The organism is Eubacterium sp. AF36-5BH, assembly GCF_003460505.1.
Lineage (GTDB): Bacteria > Bacillota > Clostridia > Lachnospirales > Lachnospiraceae > Eubacterium_G.
In genome coordinates this window covers 253,656-277,703 of record NZ_QTVG01000004.1, presented here as the reverse complement: position 1 = coordinate 277,703, position 24,048 = coordinate 253,656, and the positions used below count along the sequence as shown (strand labels likewise).

20 protein-coding genes and 2 tRNA genes are annotated in these 24,048 nt (G+C 33.2%); 2 read left to right on the top strand and 20 right to left on the bottom strand.

The window, feature by feature from the left end; genetic code table 11:
• Positions 1–19: 19 nt before the first annotated feature.
• Together pflB and DW006_RS05605 are read right to left on the bottom strand one after the other, a co-directional pair.
• On the bottom strand, positions 20–2,092 hold the full coding sequence (gene pflB, locus DW006_RS05610; protein ID WP_117999406.1) for a formate C-acetyltransferase: 2,073 nt from the start codon (positions 2,090–2,092) through the stop codon (positions 20–22).
• Positions 2,093–2,148: 56 nt separating this feature from the next.
• Complete coding sequence (locus DW006_RS05605) at positions 2,149–2,691, bottom strand: nitroreductase family protein (protein ID WP_117999405.1); 543 nt, start codon at positions 2,689–2,691, stop codon at positions 2,149–2,151.
• Between the two features lie 393 nt (positions 2,692–3,084).
• Between DW006_RS05605 and DW006_RS05600 the strand changes: the two genes are divergently transcribed.
• A complete protein-coding gene (locus DW006_RS05600; RefSeq protein WP_117999404.1) occupies positions 3,085–3,720 on the top strand; it encodes a Crp/Fnr family transcriptional regulator in 636 nt (211 codons plus the stop codon).
• 326 nt (positions 3,721–4,046) lie between these two features.
• Here DW006_RS05600 and DW006_RS05595 read toward each other — a convergent pair whose 3' ends face one another.
• The 16 genes from DW006_RS05595 to DW006_RS05515 form a co-directional block, all read right to left on the bottom strand.
• Entirely contained in the window at positions 4,047–5,405 is a 1,359-nt protein-coding gene (locus DW006_RS05595) for a uracil-xanthine permease family protein (protein ID WP_117999403.1), read from the bottom strand.
• 213 nt (positions 5,406–5,618) lie between these two features.
• Complete coding sequence (locus tag DW006_RS05590) at positions 5,619–6,110, bottom strand: tRNA (cytidine(34)-2'-O)-methyltransferase (protein WP_117999402.1); 492 nt, start codon at positions 6,108–6,110, stop codon at positions 5,619–5,621.
• A gap of 85 nt (positions 6,111–6,195) precedes the next feature.
• Positions 6,196–7,374 (bottom strand): aminotransferase class I/II-fold pyridoxal phosphate-dependent enzyme, encoded by a 1,179-nt coding sequence (locus tag DW006_RS05585; RefSeq protein WP_022166287.1) that lies wholly within the window; start codon positions 7,372–7,374, stop codon positions 6,196–6,198.
• Positions 7,374–7,865: an Lrp/AsnC family transcriptional regulator gene (locus DW006_RS05580; protein ID WP_022166288.1), complete on the bottom strand. Its 492-nt coding sequence runs from the start codon at positions 7,863–7,865 to the stop codon at positions 7,374–7,376. Before DW006_RS05580 ends, DW006_RS05585 begins: the two co-directional genes overlap by 1 nt.
• A 132-nt stretch (positions 7,866–7,997) precedes the next feature.
• Complete coding sequence (locus DW006_RS05575) at positions 7,998–9,059, bottom strand: AIR synthase-related protein (protein WP_117999401.1); 1,062 nt, start codon at positions 9,057–9,059, stop codon at positions 7,998–8,000.
• A gap of 12 nt (positions 9,060–9,071) precedes the next feature.
• Positions 9,072–10,475 carry a VanW family protein gene (locus DW006_RS05570; protein WP_117999400.1) on the bottom strand — a complete coding sequence of 468 codons (1,404 nt, stop codon included), beginning with the start codon at positions 10,473–10,475 and terminating at the stop codon, positions 9,072–9,074.
• Positions 10,476–10,783: 308 nt separating this feature from the next.
• Entirely contained in the window at positions 10,784–11,503 is a 720-nt protein-coding gene (locus tag DW006_RS05565; RefSeq protein WP_243002584.1) for a 3'-5' exonuclease, read from the bottom strand.
• Positions 11,504–11,518: 15 nt separating this feature from the next.
• Positions 11,519–13,240, bottom strand: coding sequence for a B12-binding domain-containing radical SAM protein (locus DW006_RS05560; RefSeq protein WP_117999399.1), 1,722 nt, complete (start codon positions 13,238–13,240; stop codon positions 11,519–11,521).
• A 168-nt stretch (positions 13,241–13,408) separates the two neighbouring features.
• Positions 13,409–13,479 (bottom strand) — tRNA-Gly (locus DW006_RS05555).
• A 6-nt stretch (positions 13,480–13,485) separates the two neighbouring features.
• A tRNA-Phe gene (locus tag DW006_RS05550) sits at positions 13,486–13,558 on the bottom strand.
• 219 nt (positions 13,559–13,777) lie between these two features.
• A complete protein-coding gene (locus DW006_RS05540) occupies positions 13,778–14,104 on the bottom strand; it encodes a DUF6054 family protein (RefSeq protein ID WP_117999398.1) in 327 nt (108 codons plus the stop codon).
• Positions 14,105–14,263: 159 nt separating this feature from the next.
• Positions 14,264–14,824 (bottom strand): CDP-alcohol phosphatidyltransferase family protein, encoded by a 561-nt coding sequence (locus tag DW006_RS05535; protein ID WP_117999397.1) that lies wholly within the window; start codon positions 14,822–14,824, stop codon positions 14,264–14,266.
• A gap of 205 nt (positions 14,825–15,029) precedes the next feature.
• Entirely contained in the window at positions 15,030–17,084 is a 2,055-nt protein-coding gene (locus tag DW006_RS05530; RefSeq protein WP_117999396.1) for a leucine-rich repeat domain-containing protein, read from the bottom strand.
• 29 nt (positions 17,085–17,113) lie between these two features.
• On the bottom strand, positions 17,114–18,103 hold the full coding sequence (locus DW006_RS05525; RefSeq protein ID WP_117999395.1) for a hypothetical protein: 990 nt from the start codon (positions 18,101–18,103) through the stop codon (positions 17,114–17,116).
• A 251-nt stretch (positions 18,104–18,354) separates the two neighbouring features.
• Entirely contained in the window at positions 18,355–18,954 is a 600-nt protein-coding gene (locus DW006_RS05520; protein ID WP_117999394.1) for a hypothetical protein, read from the bottom strand.
• Positions 18,955–19,066: 112 nt separating this feature from the next.
• On the bottom strand, positions 19,067–20,374 hold the full coding sequence (locus tag DW006_RS05515; RefSeq protein WP_117999393.1) for a serine/threonine-protein kinase: 1,308 nt from the start codon (positions 20,372–20,374) through the stop codon (positions 19,067–19,069).
• Positions 20,375–20,784: 410 nt separating this feature from the next.
• Between DW006_RS05515 and DW006_RS05510 the strand changes: the two genes are divergently transcribed.
• Positions 20,785–21,204, top strand: a complete 420-nt coding sequence (locus DW006_RS05510) for an XRE family transcriptional regulator (RefSeq protein WP_117999392.1) — start codon at positions 20,785–20,787, stop codon at positions 21,202–21,204.
• Positions 21,205–21,333: 129 nt separating this feature from the next.
• Here DW006_RS05510 and DW006_RS05505 read toward each other — a convergent pair whose 3' ends face one another.
• Together DW006_RS05505 and DW006_RS05500 are read right to left on the bottom strand one after the other, a co-directional pair.
• Positions 21,334–23,211, bottom strand: a complete 1,878-nt coding sequence (locus DW006_RS05505) for an extracellular solute-binding protein (RefSeq protein WP_117999391.1) — start codon at positions 23,209–23,211, stop codon at positions 21,334–21,336.
• Positions 23,211–24,038, bottom strand: coding sequence for an ABC transporter permease (locus DW006_RS05500; protein ID WP_117999390.1), 828 nt, complete (start codon positions 24,036–24,038; stop codon positions 23,211–23,213). The genes DW006_RS05505 and DW006_RS05500 overlap by 1 nt, the downstream gene beginning before the upstream one ends.
• Positions 24,039–24,048: the final 10 nt, after the last annotated feature.

The window sequence follows — 24,048 nt, the reverse complement described above, 5'->3', positions numbered from 1 at the left end:
TTTCCTCTATTTTTAATAATTACTGCTGTAATTTGATAAGATCATCAATGTCTAATCCTAAATCATCAGCATCTAAATCACCTGTGAATACCTGGCAATCCTTACCAAGAGCATCTGGAACTACTGTAAATGTATCTGAGATACCATCTCTAGCGTTTTCAAATGGAATCTTAGCAACTGATGCAAGTGATGATACAGCACCGTGTGTATCTCTACCATGAAGTGGGTTAGCACCTGGTGCAAATGGCTGTCCAGCCTTTCTTCCGTCAGGTGTGTTACCTGTATTCTTACCATATGTTACGTTTGATGTAATTGTAAGAATTGACTGTGTAGGAACACTATCTCTGTATGTGTAGTTCTGTCTTAAGTAACCCATGAACTTGTCAACGATCATTACTGCAAGACTATCTACTCTATCATCATCGTTACCATATTTAGGGAAATCTCCCTCTACTTCGTAATCTACTACAAGACCATCTTCATCTCTGATAGCCTTAACCTTAGCATACTTAATAGCTGAAAGTGAGTCAGCTACTACTGAAAGTCCTGCAACACCTGTTGCGAACCATCTCTTAACGTGAGCATCATGTAATGCTAACTGAATTCTTTCATATGAATATTTATCATGCATGTAGTGGATAATGTTAAGAGCGTTTACATATACTCCTGCTAACCACTTCATCATGTCTTCATATCTATCCATTACTTCATCATAATCAAGATATTCTGCTGTAATTGGTCTGTACTTTGGTCCTACCTGTACTTTTGTCTTTTCATCAACACCACCATTGATAGCGTATAATAAACATTTAGCAAGGTTTGCTCTAGCTCCGAAGAACTGCATTTCTTTACCAATTCTCATTGGAGATACACAACAAGCGATACCATAGTCATCACCATTGTACTGTCTCATTAAGTCATCGTTTTCGTACTGAATTGATGAGTAATCAATAGAAATCTTAGCACAGTACTTCTTGAATTCTTCTGGAAGTCTTGTTGACCATAAAACTGTTAAGTTTGGTTCTGGAGCTGCACCTAAGTTTTCTAATGTATGAAGATATCTGAATGATGTCTTTGTTACCATGTGACGTCCATCGATACCTACACCACCGATTGATTCTGTAACCCAAACTGGATCACCAGCGAAGATTGAGTTGTATTCTGGAGTTCTTGCGAACTTAACGCATCTTAACTTCATGATGAAGTGATCGATGAATTCCTGAATCTGTTCTTCTGTGAATGTTCCGTTTGCTAAATCTCTCTGAGCGAAGCAGTCGATGAATGTTGATGTACGTCCAAGTGACATAGCTGCACCATTCTGTTCCTTAACTGCTGCTAAGTATCCAAGGTATAACCACTGAATAGCTTCCTGTACGTTCTGAGCTGGTCTTGAAATATCGAATCCGTAAATCTTACCTAATTCCTTTAATTCTTTAAGAGCTCTAATCTGTTCTGAATATTCTTCTCTATCACGAATAACGTCAGGTCTCATTTCTGTTGGTGTAGAAGCCTTCTGTGCTTCCTTGTCAACGATAAGTGTATCAACACCATATAAAGCAACTCTTCTGTAGTCACCGATGATACGTCCACGTCCGTAAGCATCAGGAAGACCTGTTACGATATGGTTTGTTCTACATGTTCTGATTTCTGGTGTGTAAGCATCGAATACACCAGCGTTATGTGTTTTTCTATAATTTGTATAAAAGTCTACAACTTCAGGATCTACTTCATATCCGTTGTCGCTACAAGCCTTCATAGCCATACGGATACCACCGTTTACCTGTAAGCTTCTCTTGAAAGGCTTATCAGTCTGGAAACCAACGATAGTTTCTTTGTCTTTATCTAAATATCCTGCACCATGTGATGTGATTGTTGATACAACCTTTGTATCCATATCAAGAACACCACCAGCTGCTCTTTCTTTCTTCTGAAGATCAAGTACCTGATTCCATAAATCTGTTGTGTTCTGTGTTGGTCCTGCTAAGAAGCTAGCATCACCATCATATGGTTCGTAGTTCTTCTGGATAAAATCTCTGACGTTGATTTCTTTTTCCCAAGCGCCGTTTTTGAATCCTTTCCATTCTTCTCTCATCTCTTTTTTTCCTCCTAAAAATAAATGTAAAGCTTAATAATTTATTTAGTGAATGACTAACGAAACGTAAGTAAATCTTCTACGGTCTTTCTCTTTGGAGCAACCGGTTCTTCATCAGGATAACCTACAGCAACTAAAGCCATAAGCTTCTGTCCTTCCGGAACTTCTAAGATTTCTTCTGCCTTGTTAATGTCATACAAGCCCATTATAACTGTCCCCAAGCCTCTCTCGTGAGCTGCCAAACACAATGTCTGTGTAGCAATTCCATTATCAAATGCCTGCCAGTTATCTTCACGAACAGTAGAATAACTACCGTCTCTTTCAAAGCCCGAGCGTTTGTCAACAATTGTAGTTGCAATTATTGCAGGTGCTGTATTAATATTCTTCTGATTAAAAGGATAATCCTTGCAACCTTCCTCTGCCAATCTGGCTTTGACTTTAGGGTCCGTTATGGCAATATAACGGGTAGTCTGTGTGTTTTTCCAAGATGGAGCAAATGAAGCAGTTTGTACTATATCTTCAAGAACATCTTTTGTAACTTCCTGTTCCTTAAACTGTCTAATGCTTCTTCTTGTTTTTATGCATGTAATAGTATCCATAAGTTCACCTCCATTATATTCTAGTTAGTATAACGTGATAACTTAATGACTTGTGCGTCGAATAAACGCAGTAACACACATAAAACGTCATTTTCACTAACTGTGAATAATATAACACTTTATAAATGGTTTTGCAATCATAAAACGATGAATATTTTGTTAATGCAAATTTCTTTTTTTCACTATGTAAATAGTGCAAGATTCTTCAATAAGTGTTAGTATTTCTGCATATGCTTACTTTACAATTTTAATTATAAAGATTTTATTTTTTATTTCTGTTGCAATTGCAACTTTTTTATTTTTTTGTTATATTTTTTCTATATAAATTTTGTAAGATTATACATAATTATTTAGAATAATTATTCACATTAATGTATTTTTATGAGGTGATTTATGGAAAAAAGTAAACTTTTTTATAATATAAGCGAAGAATCTCAGACTTCAATGATGCATTGTTTTCATTCAACTACGAAAAAGTATTCTAACGGCGAGATTATTTCCTTTTTTGACAGCGATAATAAAGGCATTGGTATAGTTGAAAGTGGTTCAGCATGCGTAGTCAACATTCTTCCTAACGGTTCCAGAACAATTTTAGAGAATTTAAATGAAGGGGATATTTTTGGCGGACTTTTTTATTTTCATGTTCCCAAAGACACTATTACTGTTGAAGCCACTGATTCATGTTTAATCAGATACATTGATTACGAACATTTAATAAAACGTTGTGAAAAAGCCTGCGCACACCACAGCCAACTGGTAAGTAATGTTTTGTTAATGATTCAGGATAAGACCAAGCAAATATGTGAGCATTTGGAAGTTCTCAGCCAACGTTCCATTAGAGAACGTATTCTATGCTATTTTGAAATCCTGGCAAGACAAAATAATTCCAAAACTTTTGAATTACCTTTTACCAAAAGTGATATGGCAGACTACTTGTCCGTAGACCGAAGTGCCATGAGCAGAGAATTACAGAAAATGCGAAAAGATAAGCTTATAGAAGTTTCAAAAAGAAAGATTACATTATTGTAGAAAGTTTTTGTATAAACATTCAATTGTGTATCCCTAGGGAAACATTTCTTATTAAATAGAGAAAAGATTCTACGTGTTCTAATTTAATCAAATTATATCAGCATTAGATTTTTCATTCTAATTTTCTGATACATTTTATAAATTTAAGAACTAAGTAGAACCTTTTCTTTATTATTAGTACGTCTTCAACTTACTTTTTAAATATTTAATTTTATCAGAATGTCTTAACTTACTTTTTATATTCTTGATTTTTATCAGTTTGTCTTCAGCCTAACTTTGTATATTTTTATCAGTATATGTTAAGCTTAACTCTTTGTTTTTCGATTTTATTTTAAATCAATTGACTTAACTTCATCTTTTTCAGGGAATATTGCATTAAGTATAATTCCTACTAAAGCTGCAACTGCTAAACCTGAAAGGCTAATTGTTACACCATCGACTGTAAATGTTGCTGCACCTGCGTCACTAAAGTTAATTCCTAAAGCACATACAAATATTACTGCTGAAACAATTACGTTTCTTGACTTCTGGAAATCAACTCCGGCTTCAACTACGTTTCTTACACCGATTGCCGCAATCATTCCGTAAAGGATAAATGAAATACCACCAACAATTCCCATTGGCATAGCATTGATTACTGCTGCGAACTTAGGGCAGAATGAAAATACAATTGCAATATATGCTGCAATTCTTACAACTCTTGGATCGTATACTTTTGATAAAGCAAGAACACCTGTGTTTTCTCCGTATGTTGTATTTGCAGGTCCACCGAATAATGATGATAATGATGTTGCAAGTCCGTCACCGATTAAAGTTCTGTGAAGTCCCGGATCATTGATATAATCTTTTCCAACTGTTGCTCCGATAGCACAAATATCACCAATATGTTCCATCATTGTTGCAATGGCAATTGGAATCATTGTTGTTAATGCTGTTGTGATTTTTGCTGTGTCAGCATAATCTACACCACCAAAAATTGTCTGACTCCAGTCAATAGGAAAACCAATCCAAGCTGCTTTTGCAATAGAGTCTGTGTCAATTGGTGTAATCCAGCTAACACCAAATCCATTACCGAAAATCAAAGCGATTAAATATGCTCCAACTACTCCTAATAAAATAGGAATAATCTTTGTCATTCCTTTTCCCAAAATATTGAAGAAAATTACAATTGCCAATGCAATAATAGCAAGTGGCCAACATGTTACACAGTTATTTAGTGCTGATGGTGCCAAGCAAAGACCAATTGCAATAATAATAGGTCCTGTTACAACAGGTGGGAATAATTTCATAACTTTTGAAACACCTATTAACTTAATACATAATGCAAGCACTAAATACAGCAAGCCTGCAAAAACTACACCTAAACATGCGTATGGTAACATTTCTAAATTTGCAGAACCATCTTTTGCCATAGGTGCTACTGTTGCATATCCGCCTAAGAATGCAAATGATGAGCCTAAAAATGCAGGAACTTTAAATTTTGTTAATAAATGAAATAATAAAGTTCCAAGACCTGCCATTAAAAGTGTTGTTTGAACATTAAGTCCTGTTAAAAGTGGTACTGTTACTGTTGCCCCAAACATGGCAAACATGTGCTGAAAACCAAGAACGCCCATTTTGCCGTAACCTAATTTTCTTGCATCATATACCGGTTCCTTACCGACATTGATTTTTTCTTTTGACATTGTCAAAATCCTCCCTTATACATTTTGTCATTGGTCCTATTCCGTCTCCGTCCTAAAATACCTTAAACGGTTCAATTCTATCAAAATACAATTACTATTTCAATATAATAATTTAAGGATTTAATCTTATATAATTAGAATTTAATTTTATAATAACAATTTAGATTTAAGCTTACTAGGGATGCTCTTTTTGATTTTTCTTTTATTTTGCTTTTACTTCCAATGTAAATGATGAAGATGTCCTTCCATCTGCATTCCTGCAAAATTATTTTGTCTTAAACTTTCGTATAAAACAATTGCCACTGAATTTGCCAGATTCAAAGAACGAATTTCAGGATTCATTGGGATTCTGATGCACTGTTCTTTGTTGTCTACCAAAATTTCTTCAGGAATTCCTGCACTTTCTTTTCCAAACATAATGTAATCATCTGGACCAAATTCCACATCTGAATATCTTTTTGGTGCTTTTGTAGTTGCATACCAAATTTTTGCATTTGGATTCTGCTCTACAAAATCGTTGTAGCAATCATAAATTGTAACATCCAAATCGTCCCAATAATCCATGCCTGCTCTTTTTAATGATTTCTCGTTAATTCTGAACCCCATTGGTTCTATAAGATGCAGCTTTGTGCCTGTGGCACAACATGTTCTTCCTATATTTCCTGTATTTTGTGGGATTTCAGGTTCTAATAAAACAATATTCATATATTCTTCTCTCCAACATTATTTTGACTAATGCACACTTTCATTTGTAATAAGAATTTTTAGTTGGCAGTAATTAGTCATCTAATTAATCATTCTTCTGTTCCTGCTCTAGTCGCTTAACAAAGTCTTTTACTCGTACTATTGCAATTTTTAAATTTTCTAAAGAATATGCATATGATATTCTAAGGAAGCCTTCGCCACAGTCACCAAAAGCTGTTCCTGGAACAACTGCCACTTTCTCTTCCTCCAATAATCTTGTTGCGAACTCTTCAGATGTCATGCCAAATTTCTTTATGCTAGGGAAAACATAAAATGCTCCGTATGGTTCAAAGCAATCTAAGCCCATCTCCCTAAATTCGTATAAAAGATATCTTCTTCTGTGATTATATGCTTCGCACATTTTTTCAACATCTTTGTCGCCGTTTCGTAATGCATCTACTGCTGCGTACTGGCTCGTTGTTGGTGCGCACATTATTGCAAACTGGTGTATCTTAAGCATTTGTTCTAAAATCACCTGTGGGGCAGCTGCATATCCCAATCTCCAACCTGTCATTGCATATGATTTTGAAAAACCGTTAATTACAACTGTTCTTTCTTTCATTCCAGGCATCGATGCAATTGACACATGCTTATCCTTATATGTAAGTTCCGAATAAATTTCATCAGACAAAACAAAAATGTCTTTTTCCACGCAGACTTTTGCGATTTCTTCTAAGTCTTCTTTCTCCATAATTGCACCTGTTGGGTTATTTGGGAAAGGCATTACAAGCATTTTTGTTTTATCAGTAATAGCGTCAAGCAATTCCTGCTTTGTAAGTCTGAACTCGTTTTCTTCTTTTAATTCAATAATTACAGGTACAGCGTGAATAAGCTGTGCACAAGGAACGTATGAAACATAACTTGGCTGTGGTATTAACACTTCATCTCCTGGATCAAGCATGGCTCTCATGGCCAAATCAATAGCTTCACTACCTCCTACTGTAACCATTATTTCGTGATTATAGTCATATTCTACATTTATTTTTCTTTTTAAATAGTTTGATATCTCGATTTTTAATTCTTTTAATCCTGCATTGGATGTATAGAATGTTCTGCCTCTCTCTAAAGAGTAAATACCTTCTTCTCTTATATGCCATGGGGTATCAAAATCAGGTTCTCCAACACCTAGAGAAATTGCATCTTTCATTTCACTAACAATGTCAAAGAATTTTCTAATTCCCGATGGCTTAATATCAGTCATTATTTTTGACAATGGGTCTCTCATTATGGTGTCACCAATATCCTTTCTTCTTTGTCTTCTACAAGAATTGTTCCATAATCCTTGTATTTTTTAAGTATAAAATGTGTTGCTGTGTTTAATATTGAATCAAGGGTTGAAAGTTTGCTTGTTACAAACTGAGCAATTTCCTTCATTGTCTTTTCTTCAATAATTACTGTGAAGTCAAAGCCACCTGACATTAAGTATACTGCCTTAACTTCGTCATATCTCATAATTCTGTCAGCGATGTCATCAAAACCTGTTCCTCTTTGTGGTGTAACCTTTACCTCAATTAAAGCTGTAACTCTGTCTTCGTTAGTCTTTTCCCAATCTATCATAGTGTAATATCCGCATATTACTTTTTCTTTCTCCATGTCCGCTATGGCATTGGCGACTTCTGCTTCCTCCATACCTAACAAAATCGCGGCCTCTTTAAGATCGATTCTGCTTTTGTTTTCAATTAATCTTAAAATTTCTTCTCTCTTGCCTTCTTTCATGCCATAATCTCCTTTACTAAAAAATTTGTCGTACCTTGCCATTATACAACAAGTTACATATATTAACATAGACTTTTATTTATATTTTTTTGATTTTTTTTAACATCATATATACAAATCAATAAAATAGCTTTACTTATACTTTTGGAAAACTTCTTCTAGCTGGTTATGTCTTGGTGGCTCCAAAAACCTTCTCTCGTCACCATGTACAACCACTCTATCGTTTCCGTCAGTGATTTTTCCAATAACATTTGCATAAAATCCATTGTCATTTAGCAATGCAGCTAACCCGGTTCCATTTTCTGTAACAAAAAGCACAGCCCCTGTGCCGTCAACCAGATAAGGATTGTAATCAAACAATTCTGCTATCTCAACTGTCTCCTGCCAAACAGGAATCTTTTCAAGTTCTATCCGGATGCCTTTATCTATGGCAGATGCTAATTCCCACGCACTTGAGAAAACGCCTCTATCTCCCACACAATGTGCAAACTTGCAATGTTCTTTTCCACAATATTTAACCTTAATACTTTTCCCATCACATCGTGCCTGTTCGCCTTGTTCTTCCGTATAGGATACATTCTTGCCATCTGATTCCAGCACCGCATCCATGATTGGTTTCACATCTGTAAAATCACTTATTTCCAAGCAATCATCCACAAACTTAGCGTTAAACTTTTCTTTTATTTGGTTCAAATATTTTTTCGTCATTATTGATGTGGCTCCAATTGCAATTGTGCCTGCCATAACTACTTCCATGCCCGGTTTTATATCTGAGGTGGACCATGTTTTTTCTGCTATGCCTAATACATTTATATGAACCATAGGTTCTGTAATGTCACTAATGTAAGTTTTGCATTGCATAATTTGTAACGAATGCATTTGGGCACTTTCATTAAAATTGCGTACTATTCGTCCCAGTTGTTTTTCAGGAAACTCTTCCGGTATTGTTATTTCCAACTGAAGGTATTTAGGCGTGCCGCCCGCCACATAAATTTCATTTATTGATTTTTGAACGTAGAACTCTTCCGCGCCTTTAAACCAGCTTAATATAAAATTAGAAGACATTACTGCCGTAACATCTTCTAACTTAATATATGACGCATCTACACCCACTTTTATTCCCTCAGTTTTGTCAGTAACTTTTTTTAAAACTGAACGCTTATAAGCGATTTCGGAAATTTTTTCTGTTTTCATAGATGTACCACCTTATTCAGATTTTTTGTCTTTATCCTTGCTTGGACTTTTCTTTGTACTTGAGCTAGTATTCTTAGTACCTACTAAAGTTGTTGTCGGTGCCATTGCATATGTACTTGTATGTACTAATTCTTTGCTTACCTGTTTTCCGTTCTCGTATGTAATCTTGTATAATTCAGCAACATAACCTACATGACCCGGTGTAACTTTCTTTGTTCCTGCCGGTAATGTTGGATCCTTCTTTGTTGCCGTCTTAATTGGAATAGTCTTGGTAGTCTTACTTACATATTCAACTGAATGACCTTTCTTTCTTGTGTCATGACCATAAATGTTGAATGTTATAGCACCTTCTGTATAAACACCCTGCACATAAATTGGTGCATCTGTGTTATTTTCAAAAACTAAATCCTTGTAATCACCTGCTAATGCAGCGTCCGCTGATAATGGAACATAAGATACTGCCATTGAGTGTGGATATCTCTCAACCACCTTAATTTCTGCATTAAGTAAAGCATTGTATAAAGTGCTTGATACCTGACAGATTCCTCCACCTAAACTATCAACCACAGAACCTTCTGAATATGTACCTGCCGGCTTCCAGCCATTGTCCTCTGTCCATGGAACTAAATGTTCATTACATGAGAATCTTTCTCCCGGATATACAACGTTGCCGTTTAACTTTTCTGCACCATTTCTGATGTTTGCGTTACGGTTTACAACACCTGCAGTAAACTGCGTTGTATAACTACCCATTGGTGTGTTAGAAACTTTCTTACAATCCTTTGTTGTGTACTTAGGTTTTGTAATCTTTGTAGTTGCTTCTAACTGAATGGCAGACTTCTTATCCCACTGTTTTTCTATGTATGAAACAAGCTGATTTACTGTCGTTTCATAATCCACTTCACAGCCTTCTTTTTCAGCAATAATCTTAAATCCATGACCTGTTGCCTCTAAAGAAGCATTTTTTGCATCAACGTTAAAAGCTTTACATAACTCTTCCAATTTTGCTTTCATTTTCTTCTGGTCAATGCCCATTTTCAGTTCAAATGTCTTACCATTTTTCTTTAAATCAACACTGTCCTTGTATCTTTTTATAACATTACCTTGTTTTCCTACTTCCATTACCTGTTCCACAAGTTCCCTATTCTCCCACTTGTAGCCCAAATCTTTCAAGGTAGTAGTAATTTTGTCCTTGTTAATCCGTAACTGTACTTTTATGTTTGTTTTTTTCTTCACATGGCTCTTTACGGCTTTTTTTACTTCCTTTTCTGTCATGTCACCAACATTAACAGAATCGATTTTAACTCCTTCTTTAACTACTTCATCAGAGTCTTCTGCTGCATTTACCACATAACCTATGCCTAATTGCATCATCACTACACAAAGGATAATGCATATTTTCTTTAATCCTTTCATTTTTCCTCCGAGTGTTTTCCTTTTGTAAATTAGTTTTTATTTTCTTATTTGTATTTTTATTCAAATGTCGGCCTGCGTATTCCAAAAAATGCAAGCCAACATAATTAATCAGATTAATTAAAAACTTGCAACCATTGTTACAACCATAGCTACAACAAGTATTAATGCAATTGCTCCTGCTATTATTTTCTGATTCTTTTTGTTATAAAAAAAGTTCATTTTTTCACCTCTTTGCTTTATTTTTACAGATTTTGTGCCTACTATGGCACCCTACTTTAGGAAAGTATACCATAACTATGTTATTTGTCCTAGTCAAAAATTTTGCCCTTTTCAGAAAGAATTTTGTCTATTTTTCTAGATGCTTCATTCTTTGTTAGCGTATCAATGTCAAAATCCATTTTTATTTGGTGATAATTCATTAAATCACGTAAATATTTTTTCTGTTTATCCGTAATTGACTGCATTTTCTTAACCTTGTAAGAAAACTCGTAAGGCTTAAAAACTTCCGGATTAGTTTCTCCAAACTGCTCTAACAAAATCAAATATAATTGTGACGTAACACTTGCATCATTAAACGCTCTATGATGGTTTTCATCTTTTATTCCATAATGCTCACACAAAAAATCCAATGCCCTGCTTTCTAAATCAGGTAGAAGTTTTCTTGCAATTTTTAGGGTATCCATACCTGATTTTTCAAAAGTCAGTTTTTCGTTTATGGCATTTTGTTTAAGGAAGCTATAGTCGAATCTTATATTATGTCCTAAAAGCAAGTCATCTCCCGCAAATTCAATAAACTCAGGTAAAACATGCTGGATCTTATCCTGTCCCTTAATCATTTCGTTTGTAATACCAGTTAAATCTGTAATTCGTTCAGGAATTGGGATTCCTGGATATATAAGTTTAGAAAAAGTTTCAACTTTCCTGCCGTCTCTTACTTTTACGGCTCCAATTTCTATAATTCTGTCCCACTTTGGTCTTACGCCTGTTGTTTCTATATCAACACAAACGTAATCTTTTATTAAATCCATTAATACTCCTTCTCTCTATTCATTCCCATCAACATACTTTGTTACATTTATAATATTTGCTGCCTTTGATAACGGATCTCTGTTTTTGTAATCAAACAATAAATACTTACCGTCAATCACCTCAATGTGTGTCATGTGCTCAAACTGCTTTGAATTGAATTCTTTATAGAAATCCATCTTTTCAAGCAGTGCTTCATTTCTATAAATACTTCTAATTTGCTTCTTATACTGTTCCTGATTTTTGGCAAAGGTCGGTCTTGATTTTGCATTTTCTCTTAAATAAAAATCAAATGTGAGAAGTTCCCTGAACCTCTCTAACTCTTCATTTTGCAAATTCAATGTTTTTTCGATAAATTCAAGAAGCAAATTGTATCTATTTACTCTTGAATGTTTCACGCCATTCTCACTGTTTTGCTTATAAAATTCTCCCAGCTTTTCAAACATTTCAAAGGGTGTCTCAAAATACTTGTCTAATGCCTCCATTGTATTTACAAACTGCAAACTGTTGTAATATATTTCTACTACAGCCTCAACTTCTTTTAATTTCAGTACGTCATCAAAAGATACCCACTTAGTTTTAAGTACCTCATAAGGTGGTCTCTTACTATATTCTATTTCATATTTTGCTGCTTCAACTTCCATCATTGAGCCATGCAAAACCTTCAAAAATCCTAACTGTAGCTGGTCCGGTTTCATTCTGTAAACATCGTTAAAAGATTTTCCAAAAGATTGGTAATCTTCATAAGGAAGCCCCACAATCAAATCCAAATGCTGATGTATATTTTTTCCTTTTTTAATAATAGACGTTATTTCTTCAATTTCCTTAATATCCGTTTTTCTGTTAATGGCTTCAAGTGTTTTTTCATTAGTCGACTGAACGCCTATTTCTAACTGAATCAACCCTGGTCTCATTGTTTTCATTAATTCAAGTTCTTCTTTTGTCGTTAAATCAGCCGCTATTTCAAAATGGAAATTGGTAATTCCATTGTCGTGGTCTTTTATATACTGCCAGATTTCCATGGCGTGATTTTTGTTACAGTTAAAAGTTCTATCCACAAATTTTACCTGTGCAGTGTTGTTATCAAGGAAAAACTGCAACTCTTTTTTGACTATATCTATATCCCTGAATCGAATTCTTTTATCTATGGATGAAAGACAATAACTGCATGAAAAAGGGCAACCTCTACTTGTTTCATAATAGATTATTTTATTTTCAAAATCCTTCATGTCATTGTACACAAAAGGAACCTTCGACAAATCCATAGGGCATGTATTTGGAATTTCAATAATTTCGTTGCCCTGACGATAAACCAACCCTTTTATATTTTTGTCCGTCAACTCGTCATCGTAGTTATCCAAAAATTCCTTAAAAGGCTCCTCCCCTTCCTGACACATAACGTAATCTATTGCCGGATTTTCCATAAGCACATTTCTTGGATTATAAGAAACCTCCGGTCCGCCCACTATTACAATGGTTTTGGGAGCTACCACTTTCAAGTCATTAATAACTTCCTTGGTAAGTGCAATGTTCCATATATAACAGGAAAAGCCCACCACATCTGCCTTCTCCGAATATATGTCAGACAATATTTCCTCCGGATATTGATTTATTGTGTATTCTTTTATTTTAATTTGGTGCTTGTTTAGACCGTATTTTTCGGCATAAGCTTTTAGACTGTACACAGCCAAATTAGAATGTATATATTTTGCATTTATTGCTACTAATAAAACTTTCATTTTACGCTCCTTGTTTTTGCTAATACAACAATAGTTTAATATGAAATAATTGTCAAAATTTCCATGAACTTTTTATAAGAAATCACTTCATAAATCCTTATTATACAAAAAATCGACCACAATAATTGTTTCTTACAATTACCATGATCGATTTCATTGCATCAAAAAAGCGGGTGATGGGAATCGAACCCACATATCCAGCTTGGAAGGCTGGTGTTCTACCACTGAACTACACCCGCGAATACTGCCTGGTTCCGGAATCGAACCAGAGACACGAGGATTTTCAGTCCTCTGCTCTACCAACTGAGCTAACCAGGCTTGCGATACCTCATATCTTGACGCACGTACGATTCTACACTACTTCATTCTAAAAGTCAAGCAAATCTTCTATAAAATTTTCCGCCCATATTCTTTTATATCCTCCAAAAGTAGTTCGTTTCTACAAGTGCCCATATTTAACAAATCCACACTATAAAGTGTCGGTAAATTATCTACCTCTTCTTTATTACTTATTCTGCTTTCATTAAAACCACCTATTTACAGTAACTCTCTTAGTTTACTTAAAAACGTCTCTTCACCAAAAGTATTTATTTTAAGGAATACACCTTTGCTTCCTCCAGCAGAAATTGCTGAAACATAAACCTTATCGTCACCTGTTGTAAGCAATGTCACATTCAAACTAACCCTGTTTCCGCCTGTGTAGCTGTAGCGTTCAAATACTCGAACACTGCAACGTGTATCTCCTACTCTAATATTGCTGGAATCTTCCAAGGATGCTGAAACACTGCCTCCCATTATTCCTCTTTCAATCTTTTTTAATATTGTATCAAAATTTCCATGTACTACTTTTTCTAATTTTGCCATTTTTCTCCCCTTTTCTTCTGTCTCTTTTATAATATATGATTTTGCCTCCTACGCTCAAATCATGACTACACATACATTTCCGTACTTAGCGCTCTCATAATCAATATACTATATTCTATTTTTTCCTACAATATAAAAGACCTTCTGTTTTTGTAGCTTTTATATGTTTTCCAGTATTTTTTTATGATAAACAATATAATTTATCCAGGTAAAAATCATTAAAACCATATCCACAGTAGTTAATACCCAAACCACTTTTGTGTTCATGGCCGGGAATAACAAAAGTATAATTAATATTACATATGTAACAAATGTACATACCTTTCCATACCACTTTGCTCCTTCGATTTTGTGTCCTTTTCCAATTAGGATGGCTCCCATTATTGCCATATAGCCTTCTTTTAAAATATATAACGCTACCATATAAATAATCATTTTGTACTTAAATGCCATCGTTAAAATGATGGCTCCTATTGTAATTTTGTCGGCTATTGGATCTAGCATTTTTCCAAAATCAGTAACCATGTTGAATTTTCGTGCAACTTTTCCGTCAAAAAAATCTGTCAAACCTGAGACGATAATTGTTGCAATTACAGGCCAATACGGGCCCCCTTGCAATGAATTATAGAAAAAACTCATGTATACAAAAACTAGAATTATTCTAAAATACCCCATTATGTTTGGGATTGAAAAATATTCTTTTACAAATTCATTTTTCATAGCTAATCAACTCCATTTAATTATTGTTTCTATCTTTAAAATTTCATAAAGCATTCCTGCTCCTATTTTCACTGCCATTAGTATACTCCAAAATTGATATTTTTAAAACAAAGGAACTGTAAAAAATTCCCCCTAAGTAGATTTTGGTTATTTGCCTTGTCTACTTAAGAGGAATCATATCATTCATAATTTAAATTCTTCTTTTCTATTTTATTTTCACTTTCTTTATTACACCTTTTCCAAATAAAGTCTTCCCATTCAATTTCTTATAAGCCTTTATAGTAAAGAAATATGTTTTGCCTTTTTTTAGTTTTTTCTTTATGAAGTTTGTCTTACTGCTACCAAGTGTTTTTAATTTTTTCCACTTACCCTTAGCGGAAGTTTTATAATAAACAACGTAGCCTGAAGCTTCTTTTACTTTGTTCCATTTTAAACTGACTTTTTTCTTTGCAGCTTTGGCTTTAAAATTAACCTTTGAAGGTAGTGTAACCGCATTGCTTTTTGGTAGTATTTTAGTTTCTTTTTTATTACATACTTTACATGCCCTTTCTGCTATTCCTGTATCCTTTTGTGTTGGTTGTTTTACTACCTTCCATGTTCCATATTCATGTCCTGATTTTTCTGTATATGAATCCTTATAAGAGTTACCACACTGTGAACATTTATGCAAAGTATATCCGTTACTAATACATGTAGATTTTTTTACTGTGTCTACATATGTATGTGTATGAAATGTTAATGAACCTATCAACGTTGTATTTCCATTTTCTACTGTTATAAATGACCAATCATTTTTTGTTCCTGCATAGTATGTATTAAGTAAATTTTTACATTCACTAAAAGCGTCTGTGTCAATTAACATCATGCTTATAGGTATAGTTACTGTTTCTAAATTACTACATCCTTTAAATGCTAATTTTCCAATACTTGTCACATTGTCAGGAATGGTAATAGCCTTTAACTTACTGCATCCATAAAATGCACCGTCACTAATTTTCTTTACTTTTTGAGGAATGCTTATATTCTCAAGTTTATAGCAATTAAAAAATGTTCCTGTTCCAACGTTTGAAATATTTTCCGGAAGTCTTGCAGTTTTCAAACTTGTACAGTCATAAAATACTCTATTACCAAATTTTGTTACTTTATTTGGCACTGCAATGCTTGTCATACTATTACATTCTTCAAAAGCACTATTACCAATAGTTGTAACACCAGTTGGTATTACAACATTATTTAAACTATTACAGCCCCAGAACGCGTATTCCCCTATTGAAGTACATTTCGATGGAACACTTATATTTTTAACATTACATACACCACAGAAAGCACCATCACCTATACTTGTAATATTTGATGAAATTTCAATTGTTTTAATGTCATCTGTGTATTCATTCCATGGTGCAGTTGATTCAATGTGTGATTGAGAATCTATAAGAGGTTCATAATCATCCATTTTCCCACTACCATTGATAGTTAATTTTCCTTCATCTTTTGCGTAAATCCACGTTGCATTAGTTCCACAGGAGCCCTTAATATAATTATATTCAAGATAATCATTATAATCCATGTAGTTATCTATATAACTATCATTACATATTGAGCATGTATGAATTATATATCCTTTTTCTGTTTTTGTTGGTTTAACAACAGTATCAACATATGTATCCGGATGATAAGTAAACGATATATTATTTACATTGTTGAATTTTGTAGCTAAAGAAACACTTTGCTCACTTTTAGATGTGAAATGAACATTCTTTATATTGGAACAATTAGTGAAAACACTCGAACTATTTTTAATAGCATCTTCCGGAAGCATTACATCTACTAAATCTGCGCAACCAAAAAACGCACTGCCACCAATAATAGTTACACTGTTAGGAATTGTTATTTGCTTCAAACTCGAACAATACAAAAATGCAGCACCTCCAATCTCTCTCATACTACCAGGAATGACTACTTTCTCCAATTGTTTACAATCATTAAAAGCAAAATCACCTATTTTTGTAATCCCCTCAGATATTTCTATATATTTAATATTATAAGACCAAGTATGATAATTATCAAAATCAGGTATTTCTCCATTTCCAAATATCTTTAAAGTTAGACTATCATAATCATATGTATAATTTACATCTTCGCCCCATTTTCCACTTATTTCATAAGCCTTGACCTCAGTAGTTTTAACAATTGGCACCATTCCAATTACCATAACCAAACTTAGCACCACTGCAATAATTCTTCCTGTTAGTTTCTTCATAAGTTTCTCCTTTTCCTGTGTATTTTTGTTTATTTTTCCATATATTTGTTATATTCTTCTCGAATAACAGATTTCACCTTTTCATTTTTTATTGATTTAAACTCACCATATCCTGTTGCACAATAAGCCCAAAGAAGATAGTCCAATCCTGCAGGATTAATATCCAATTCTTTACATTCTCCCTTCTCCTTATAACGGCTTGATTCTTTTAAAATTGCTGCCAAGTCCATCACCATATCAAATGTTTTCATTTGTGAAACCATATCTTTATCAAGCAAGCCTATATATTTTTTTCCTAAAATATTACGCATATGTGCATCAGGCTTTGAAATGTCGCATCCCAAATTTCTCAAGTATTCGCACGCTAACGGTATACCCATTCCTTTCAGCTTACATTTCTTACCCTCTGCAAGTTCTCTTATGCATCTTTTTATTTCTTTTGTTTCACTGTTTCCCAGATTTAGTTTTTCATCAAATGTTCTTATTTGATAATTAATCTCCTGTAAATTTGTTCTTTCCATATTTCCCAGAAAACTTTTTTCTTCCAAAATTTCTATATTATAAATAATATTTTCTACAAATTTGCACACTTTTACATATCTGAACTTAATTTTTGCTTCTTCTAAATTACTTATTATTTGTTCTTTATTGATTTTATTTTCATAAAAGCCCATAATGTTTTCAACAATTTTCTCAACATTACCTATTCTTCCACTATCTATATCTGTTCTTTCAAGTGTACACTTCCATGGTTTGTTTCCACTGTAAACTGCATACACCATGGCTCTTATATGATCTTCCATTTGAAATTCTTCTATTCGGTTATTTTCAGATTTTGTTGTTATTTCTTTTATCTCATTTTCTCTTCTTTTTATCTGCTTATTAATGAAATTATTTTTCCACAATTTCTTTTCGTACAATCCTTCATTCTTTTCATCCGGATATTGCTTTAATTTGATATCTGTTTGCTCTTTCATCCATTTAAAGCAATCGTAAATATTATCTAATTTCTCTGGCATGTTCGTTTTATCCATTGTTTATCACATATGTATATTGCAAAATAGCAACAATATTTTCTTTTGTATTTTTATGTAAATCCGTTCAATTTTTCCTTAATTATATAATTTATTTTTTATTTAGTTAACCTGTATAGTGTATTATCAAGCAGTTTACTTATATCCTGAAGGGGCTTTTTACAGCCACATAAAAGCCCACCTGTATATACAAGTGAGCTTTCATTTATTCCATCTTTATATAGAGTTTATTCTATTTAGAACTTATATTTAACTTTTAAGTTATCTTCAACATAGCCATCTGTAAGGAAGACATCCGGATTGTAAATATCCAACTTAAAGCTTAAAGAAGATAAATCTTTTTCTTCAATATTATTATCCTGTAAATCATATATGTTCAAAGTTACGTTTTTCTTTGTACCCTTATTAATTTCTTCATATAATGATGAATTTAATGAATATCCATTTAAACTAACATCTCCGTCCATGCTAAAAGTCAAATCTTCTTCGCTATTATTTTCAATATACATCTTCACTTCTAAATATCCTAATACAGAATGGAAATCGTAACCTATAAACTTTATTAAAATATTTTTTTTGTTGTAAACTACTTTTTCCTTGCTTTCTTCTTTCTTAGCTGTCTTCTTTTCTGTCTTTTGCTCTTTTGCAGCTTTTGTTTCATTTGAATTATCATTATTTGCAACAGCTTCTGTTTTTGTATTAGCATTTTCTTTTTTGTCCCCTGAACTACCTGCAGAACCTGATCCCACTGCAGCAACTATTACAACAACAATTACCCAAAACCACCATTTTTTATAGATTGGTTTCTTTGTTACTTCTACATTTTCTTTTCCCATAAAATTACCTCCTAAAACAACGTAAAAAACTCACGTCACAATTATATTTGTATCAATATAATTCTACATTTTGTGCCATGAGTTTTGTTATGCTAATAGCATAATTGTTGTATTAATTTGTAGGTGGGAGAACTGTGGTTGCAATCCCCCAAAAAACAATCATTATAAGAAGCCCCACACCTATTTGATACAGTATTCGTGATAGTCTTGAATTAAACTGTCTAGGCGGCAATCGTCTTGCAATATCTCCTATATTTGCAAAGTACATATATGGTATTATGCAACCAAGCATATAAAAAATCCCGCCTATGACTCTTTGTAACTGTGTATTGTATTTATATTCAATGAATACTGAATATGGTGCATACAAAATCATTCCATACATCATAATTGCAATTATCATAAAAATAAAATTACCTCTTCTAAATCCAGGAATTGTTTTTATGAAATATTTTAGTGTAATTTTCGGTAATTCATCACTTTCACCATTGTTATTCTCACTATTGCTATTATTAAGGGTAGCCTTATTTTCCATATTCTTTCTAATATTATCTATTTTTTGTGCTACTACATTATTCTTCTTAAGGCTATCTATTTTTTGTATTACTCCATTATTAAGCCTGATGGTATAATTGCCGATTTTTATAGTTTTAGCGGTTCTGTTAGTTTCAGTGCCAAACTCCATATCATTATAACTACCGCTTCCGAAATCATTATTTTTTCTTTCTGCCTGACCTTTTACTTTTTCTAATTCATTCTCTAGCTGTTCGACATTTTCATAACGGTTTGCAGGATCCATTTCCATACATTTGGCAATTATTTTATCCAATTCACTAAAAGAAGATAACTCTTTTAGAACCGCACCAATGGAATATATGTCACTTCGATTAGTTGTTTGGGCGAACCCGTACTGTTCCGGTGCAGCATATCCCACAGTGCCTAGCAAAGTTGTGTCGTGGGTTGCGTTTTCATTTTCTTTTCTTGAAATATCAAAATCAATAATTTTCAAGCTATCTTCGTTTGTAATTATTATGTTTTTAGGTTGAATATCTCTGTGTACAAGGTTTAATTTATGCATAGGTGCTAAGCCTTCACATAAAGCTATCCCTACATCAACAACCTGTTCTAAAGTTGCCTTCTTTTCCCGAAAATAATCATCCAGTCTTTTTCCATTTACATACTCTTCAATCTCTATGGTTTTATCCTCATCCCGAAAGCACTCTAGCACTTTTATAAGATTTTTATTTTTTATACTTTTTAAGAGACTGTAAACAGAAAAACTTTCCTTTCCCATTTCCTTTTTTACCACAAGTTCTCCGGTGTCTTTGTTTCTCATTAAAGATGTTCTGCATTTTTTTGTATCCGATAATACCGATAACTCTTCGTATTTTAAAAGATAATACTCCATTGTAAAATTCATAATTTTTTCCTATCTATATCCTGAAGTTTCTTTTGTTCTTCTTAAATTTATAATTAAACTACATTTAATTATAGCATATCTTATCTATTACTCATTCATTACTTTTTTACTATTACTTTTTCCATTACTTTGTCACATGACAATTTTCAATCAGGAATTTTAATTATCCTATTTTACTATTTTATTTTTCTACTTTAGTGTTTGCTTACCTTTCCGTTTATATTGTATAATATTATGGTGACAAACTGCTTACTACACTTTGGTGGCAAAGCCCATTTCAAGCCTTTGAATATATATTTATTTCTGCTAATTTGGTAGAAATTATGCTGTCAGCATAACAAAATATTTGTCACAAAATGTATAATTTTAATTGAGTATCAAAATAATATTAAAGGACGTTGAATATACATATGAAGACTACTGATGAATTAATTAAAGTCTTAGAAAACAGTGATAATCTTGAGACATATTTAGAAAATAATAAAGATAACTTTTCTAACATTTCTTTTACAGAATATTTGAATGCTTTAATGAAAAAATATAATCTTTCAAAATCTCAGATAATTAACAACTCAAATATTCAGAAGAATTATGCTTATCAGATATTTGATGGTTCTAAAAAACCTTCAAGAGATAAAGTTTTGTGCCTTTGTTTCGCTATTGGTTTACATATGAAAGAAGCTAATACACTTTTAACTCTGGCCGGACACAGTATTCTTTATCCTAGAATTAAACGTGATAGTATAATCAGCTTTGGGTTAGAAAAGAAAGCATCTTTAATAGACATTAATATTACACTTCACGAAATGGATGAAGCAATTCTTGAATAACTGAATACTAGAATATAGAAATAACATAACTATATTTCTATAAGATATTTTAAAAAGCTAAATATAAAAAGTAAAACCTTAAAGATTAACCTAAACTAATCTTTAAGGTTTTTGTTTTTTTAATGTTATTTATTTGGATTTTATCTTTGTCCAAAGACTTGCACAATATTCCTTTATATCCCGTTTCTGATATCTGAATTCTTCATTCTTTGGATTAGATGTATCCGGTGCACAGCCGAGATTTCCAGCGTACTCCTCGTCCCGATAATACTCGTATACAGATTGCACTGCACTATCATATCCAATATATGCAGTATTCTGCTTTGCCACATCTTTCTCTAGAAAATAATTCATAAACTTGTATGCTAAGTCTGTGTTTTTGCAACTTTTCGTCATAACCATGGCATCTGTCCACACATTGCTACCCTGTTTTGGTACAAAAAAGCTCATATTTTCATTTTCGGAAATTATATAAGCCCCATCTCCTGAATAAACAACTGCCATCGCCTTGTTACCGGAAATCATGTTATCAATAACGTCATCACCTACATAAACAGGTTTCATTGTGTCTCTCTGTTTTTCCAGCCAACTATAAGCCTTTTGCAACTGCTCTTTGTTTGTAGTGTTCATTGAATATCCTAAACTCTTTAAGGCAACCATGAAAGAATCTCTCTCTGAATCATACATATAAATCTGACCGCTGTACTTTTCGTTTTTGAGAATATCCCAACCTGCCTCTAAGTCTTTTTTATCCACTTTTGTTTTGTCATAAACAATACCTACTGTTCCCCAGTAATAAGGGACTGAATATTCCTGCTTTTTGTCAAACTCTCTGTTTAAAAGAGCCGGTACAATATTTTTCTTATTTGTTATTTTGCTCCAGTGGATTTTTTGCAGTTCACCTTCTTTGATTAAACGTTCAATCATGTAATCTGAAGGAACCACAATATCGTATTCTGAACCACTTTGAAGTTTAGTATAAAGTGATTCATTAGAATCATAAGTTTCATAAACTACCTTGCAGTCATACTTCTCCTCAAAGTTATCAATTAACTTAGTATCAACGTATTCACCACTGTTAAAAACCCTAAGAACAGGTCTGTTGTTAATATGATAAAATTTTGTAATACATAAAACTGTCACCAGACATGCTACAACCACACCACCTGTAATTGCAACTTTCTTAAACACACCTGAAGATGCATTTTCCATTGTGACTTTTTCTGCTCGTTTTCTTTTTACAATCTTAGGCACAAACTCAACCAAAACAAGAATGATTACAACCACAAGAATAAGCAGTGTTGAAAGTGCATTAATTGTTGGGTTAGTTCGTTTTGTCATGTTGTAAACTACAATTGATATATTAGAAACGCCATTTCCTGTTACAAAATAGGAAACAACGAAATCGTCAATTGACATTGTAAAAGCTAAAAGCATACCGGCAAATATCCCCGGCTTAATCATTGGAAGAATTACTTTTGTTAACGCCTGAAAAGGTGTTGCACCTAAATCCATTGCCGCGTTTGCAAGATTGTGGTCCATTGTTTTTACTTTCGGATACACACTTATAATTACATAAGGTGTACAAAAAGCTATATGTGCCAAAAGCATTGTCACATAGCCTCTCTCCATTCTTGCAGATGTGAACAAAATCATTAATCCGATTGCCGTTACAATATCAGGATTCATAATCGGCATATTGTTTACATTTAAAAGCCATTCTTTTACAACTTTTCTGCTTCTTGACAGACCGATTGCCGTAATTGTTCCAAGAACTGTCGACACCAAAGTTGCAATTATTGCAATACTGATAGAAACATAAACTGCCGAAATAATGTTGCTGTCAGTTACTAATTTCTCATACCATTTTAAAGAAAATCCCGTAAATTTAGTTAAGGACTTTGATGAATTAAATGAAAATATCATTGTCACCAAAATCGGTAAATAGAAAAACAGGAACATTAGCGCTATATAAAGTTTTGGTCCTAAGGAAAGTTTTTTCTTCATTACATACCTCCCTTGTTATCAGGATCAATCTTGTTCATTATGCGCATCATAAATAAAATGACTATTGCCAAAATTACTGAAATTGCACTTCCGAAATTCCAATCTCCCACTGAAATAAACTGATTTTCAATTAAATTACCAATAAGTACAAACTGATGTCCACCAAGTAAAACAGGAATAACGAAGGCTGATATTGATAATAAAAATACCATTGTTACACCGTTAATTACACCCGGCAACGACAGCTTCAAAGTTACTTTTGTAAATACTTTAAATCTGCTGGCGCCTAAATCGCTGGCTGCCTCAATTAATGAGTAGTCCATTTTTGCAAGGGATGTGTGAATTGGTATTACCATAAACGGCACCAAATCACACACAAGTCCCATAACTACTGAAAAGTTTGTGTACATCATATTAACAGGATTAAGTCCTATCATTTTCAAAAATGAATTTACAATTCCGTTATCTGACAACAGACTAATCCATGCATAAGTTCTTAAAAGTGTGTTAATCCACATTGGAATTGTAACCAGCAAAATCAAAATACTCTGTGAATTTTCATCAAATTTTGCAATAAAATATGCCATTGGGTATGCCAATGCAAGACATATTACTGTTGTTATTACACCCATTTCAAGGGATTTTACAAATACACTTACATACACAGGATCTAAGATTTTTCTAAAATTATCTAATGTCAAATGAATTGTAAGTAATGAATTGTCTCCTGATGTAATGGAATAAAGCACTATTAAAACTAATGGTAGTGCAATAAGCAAAAACGACCATATAATATATGGCTTTACCATTCCTTTGTAATGACTCATATGCGCCTCC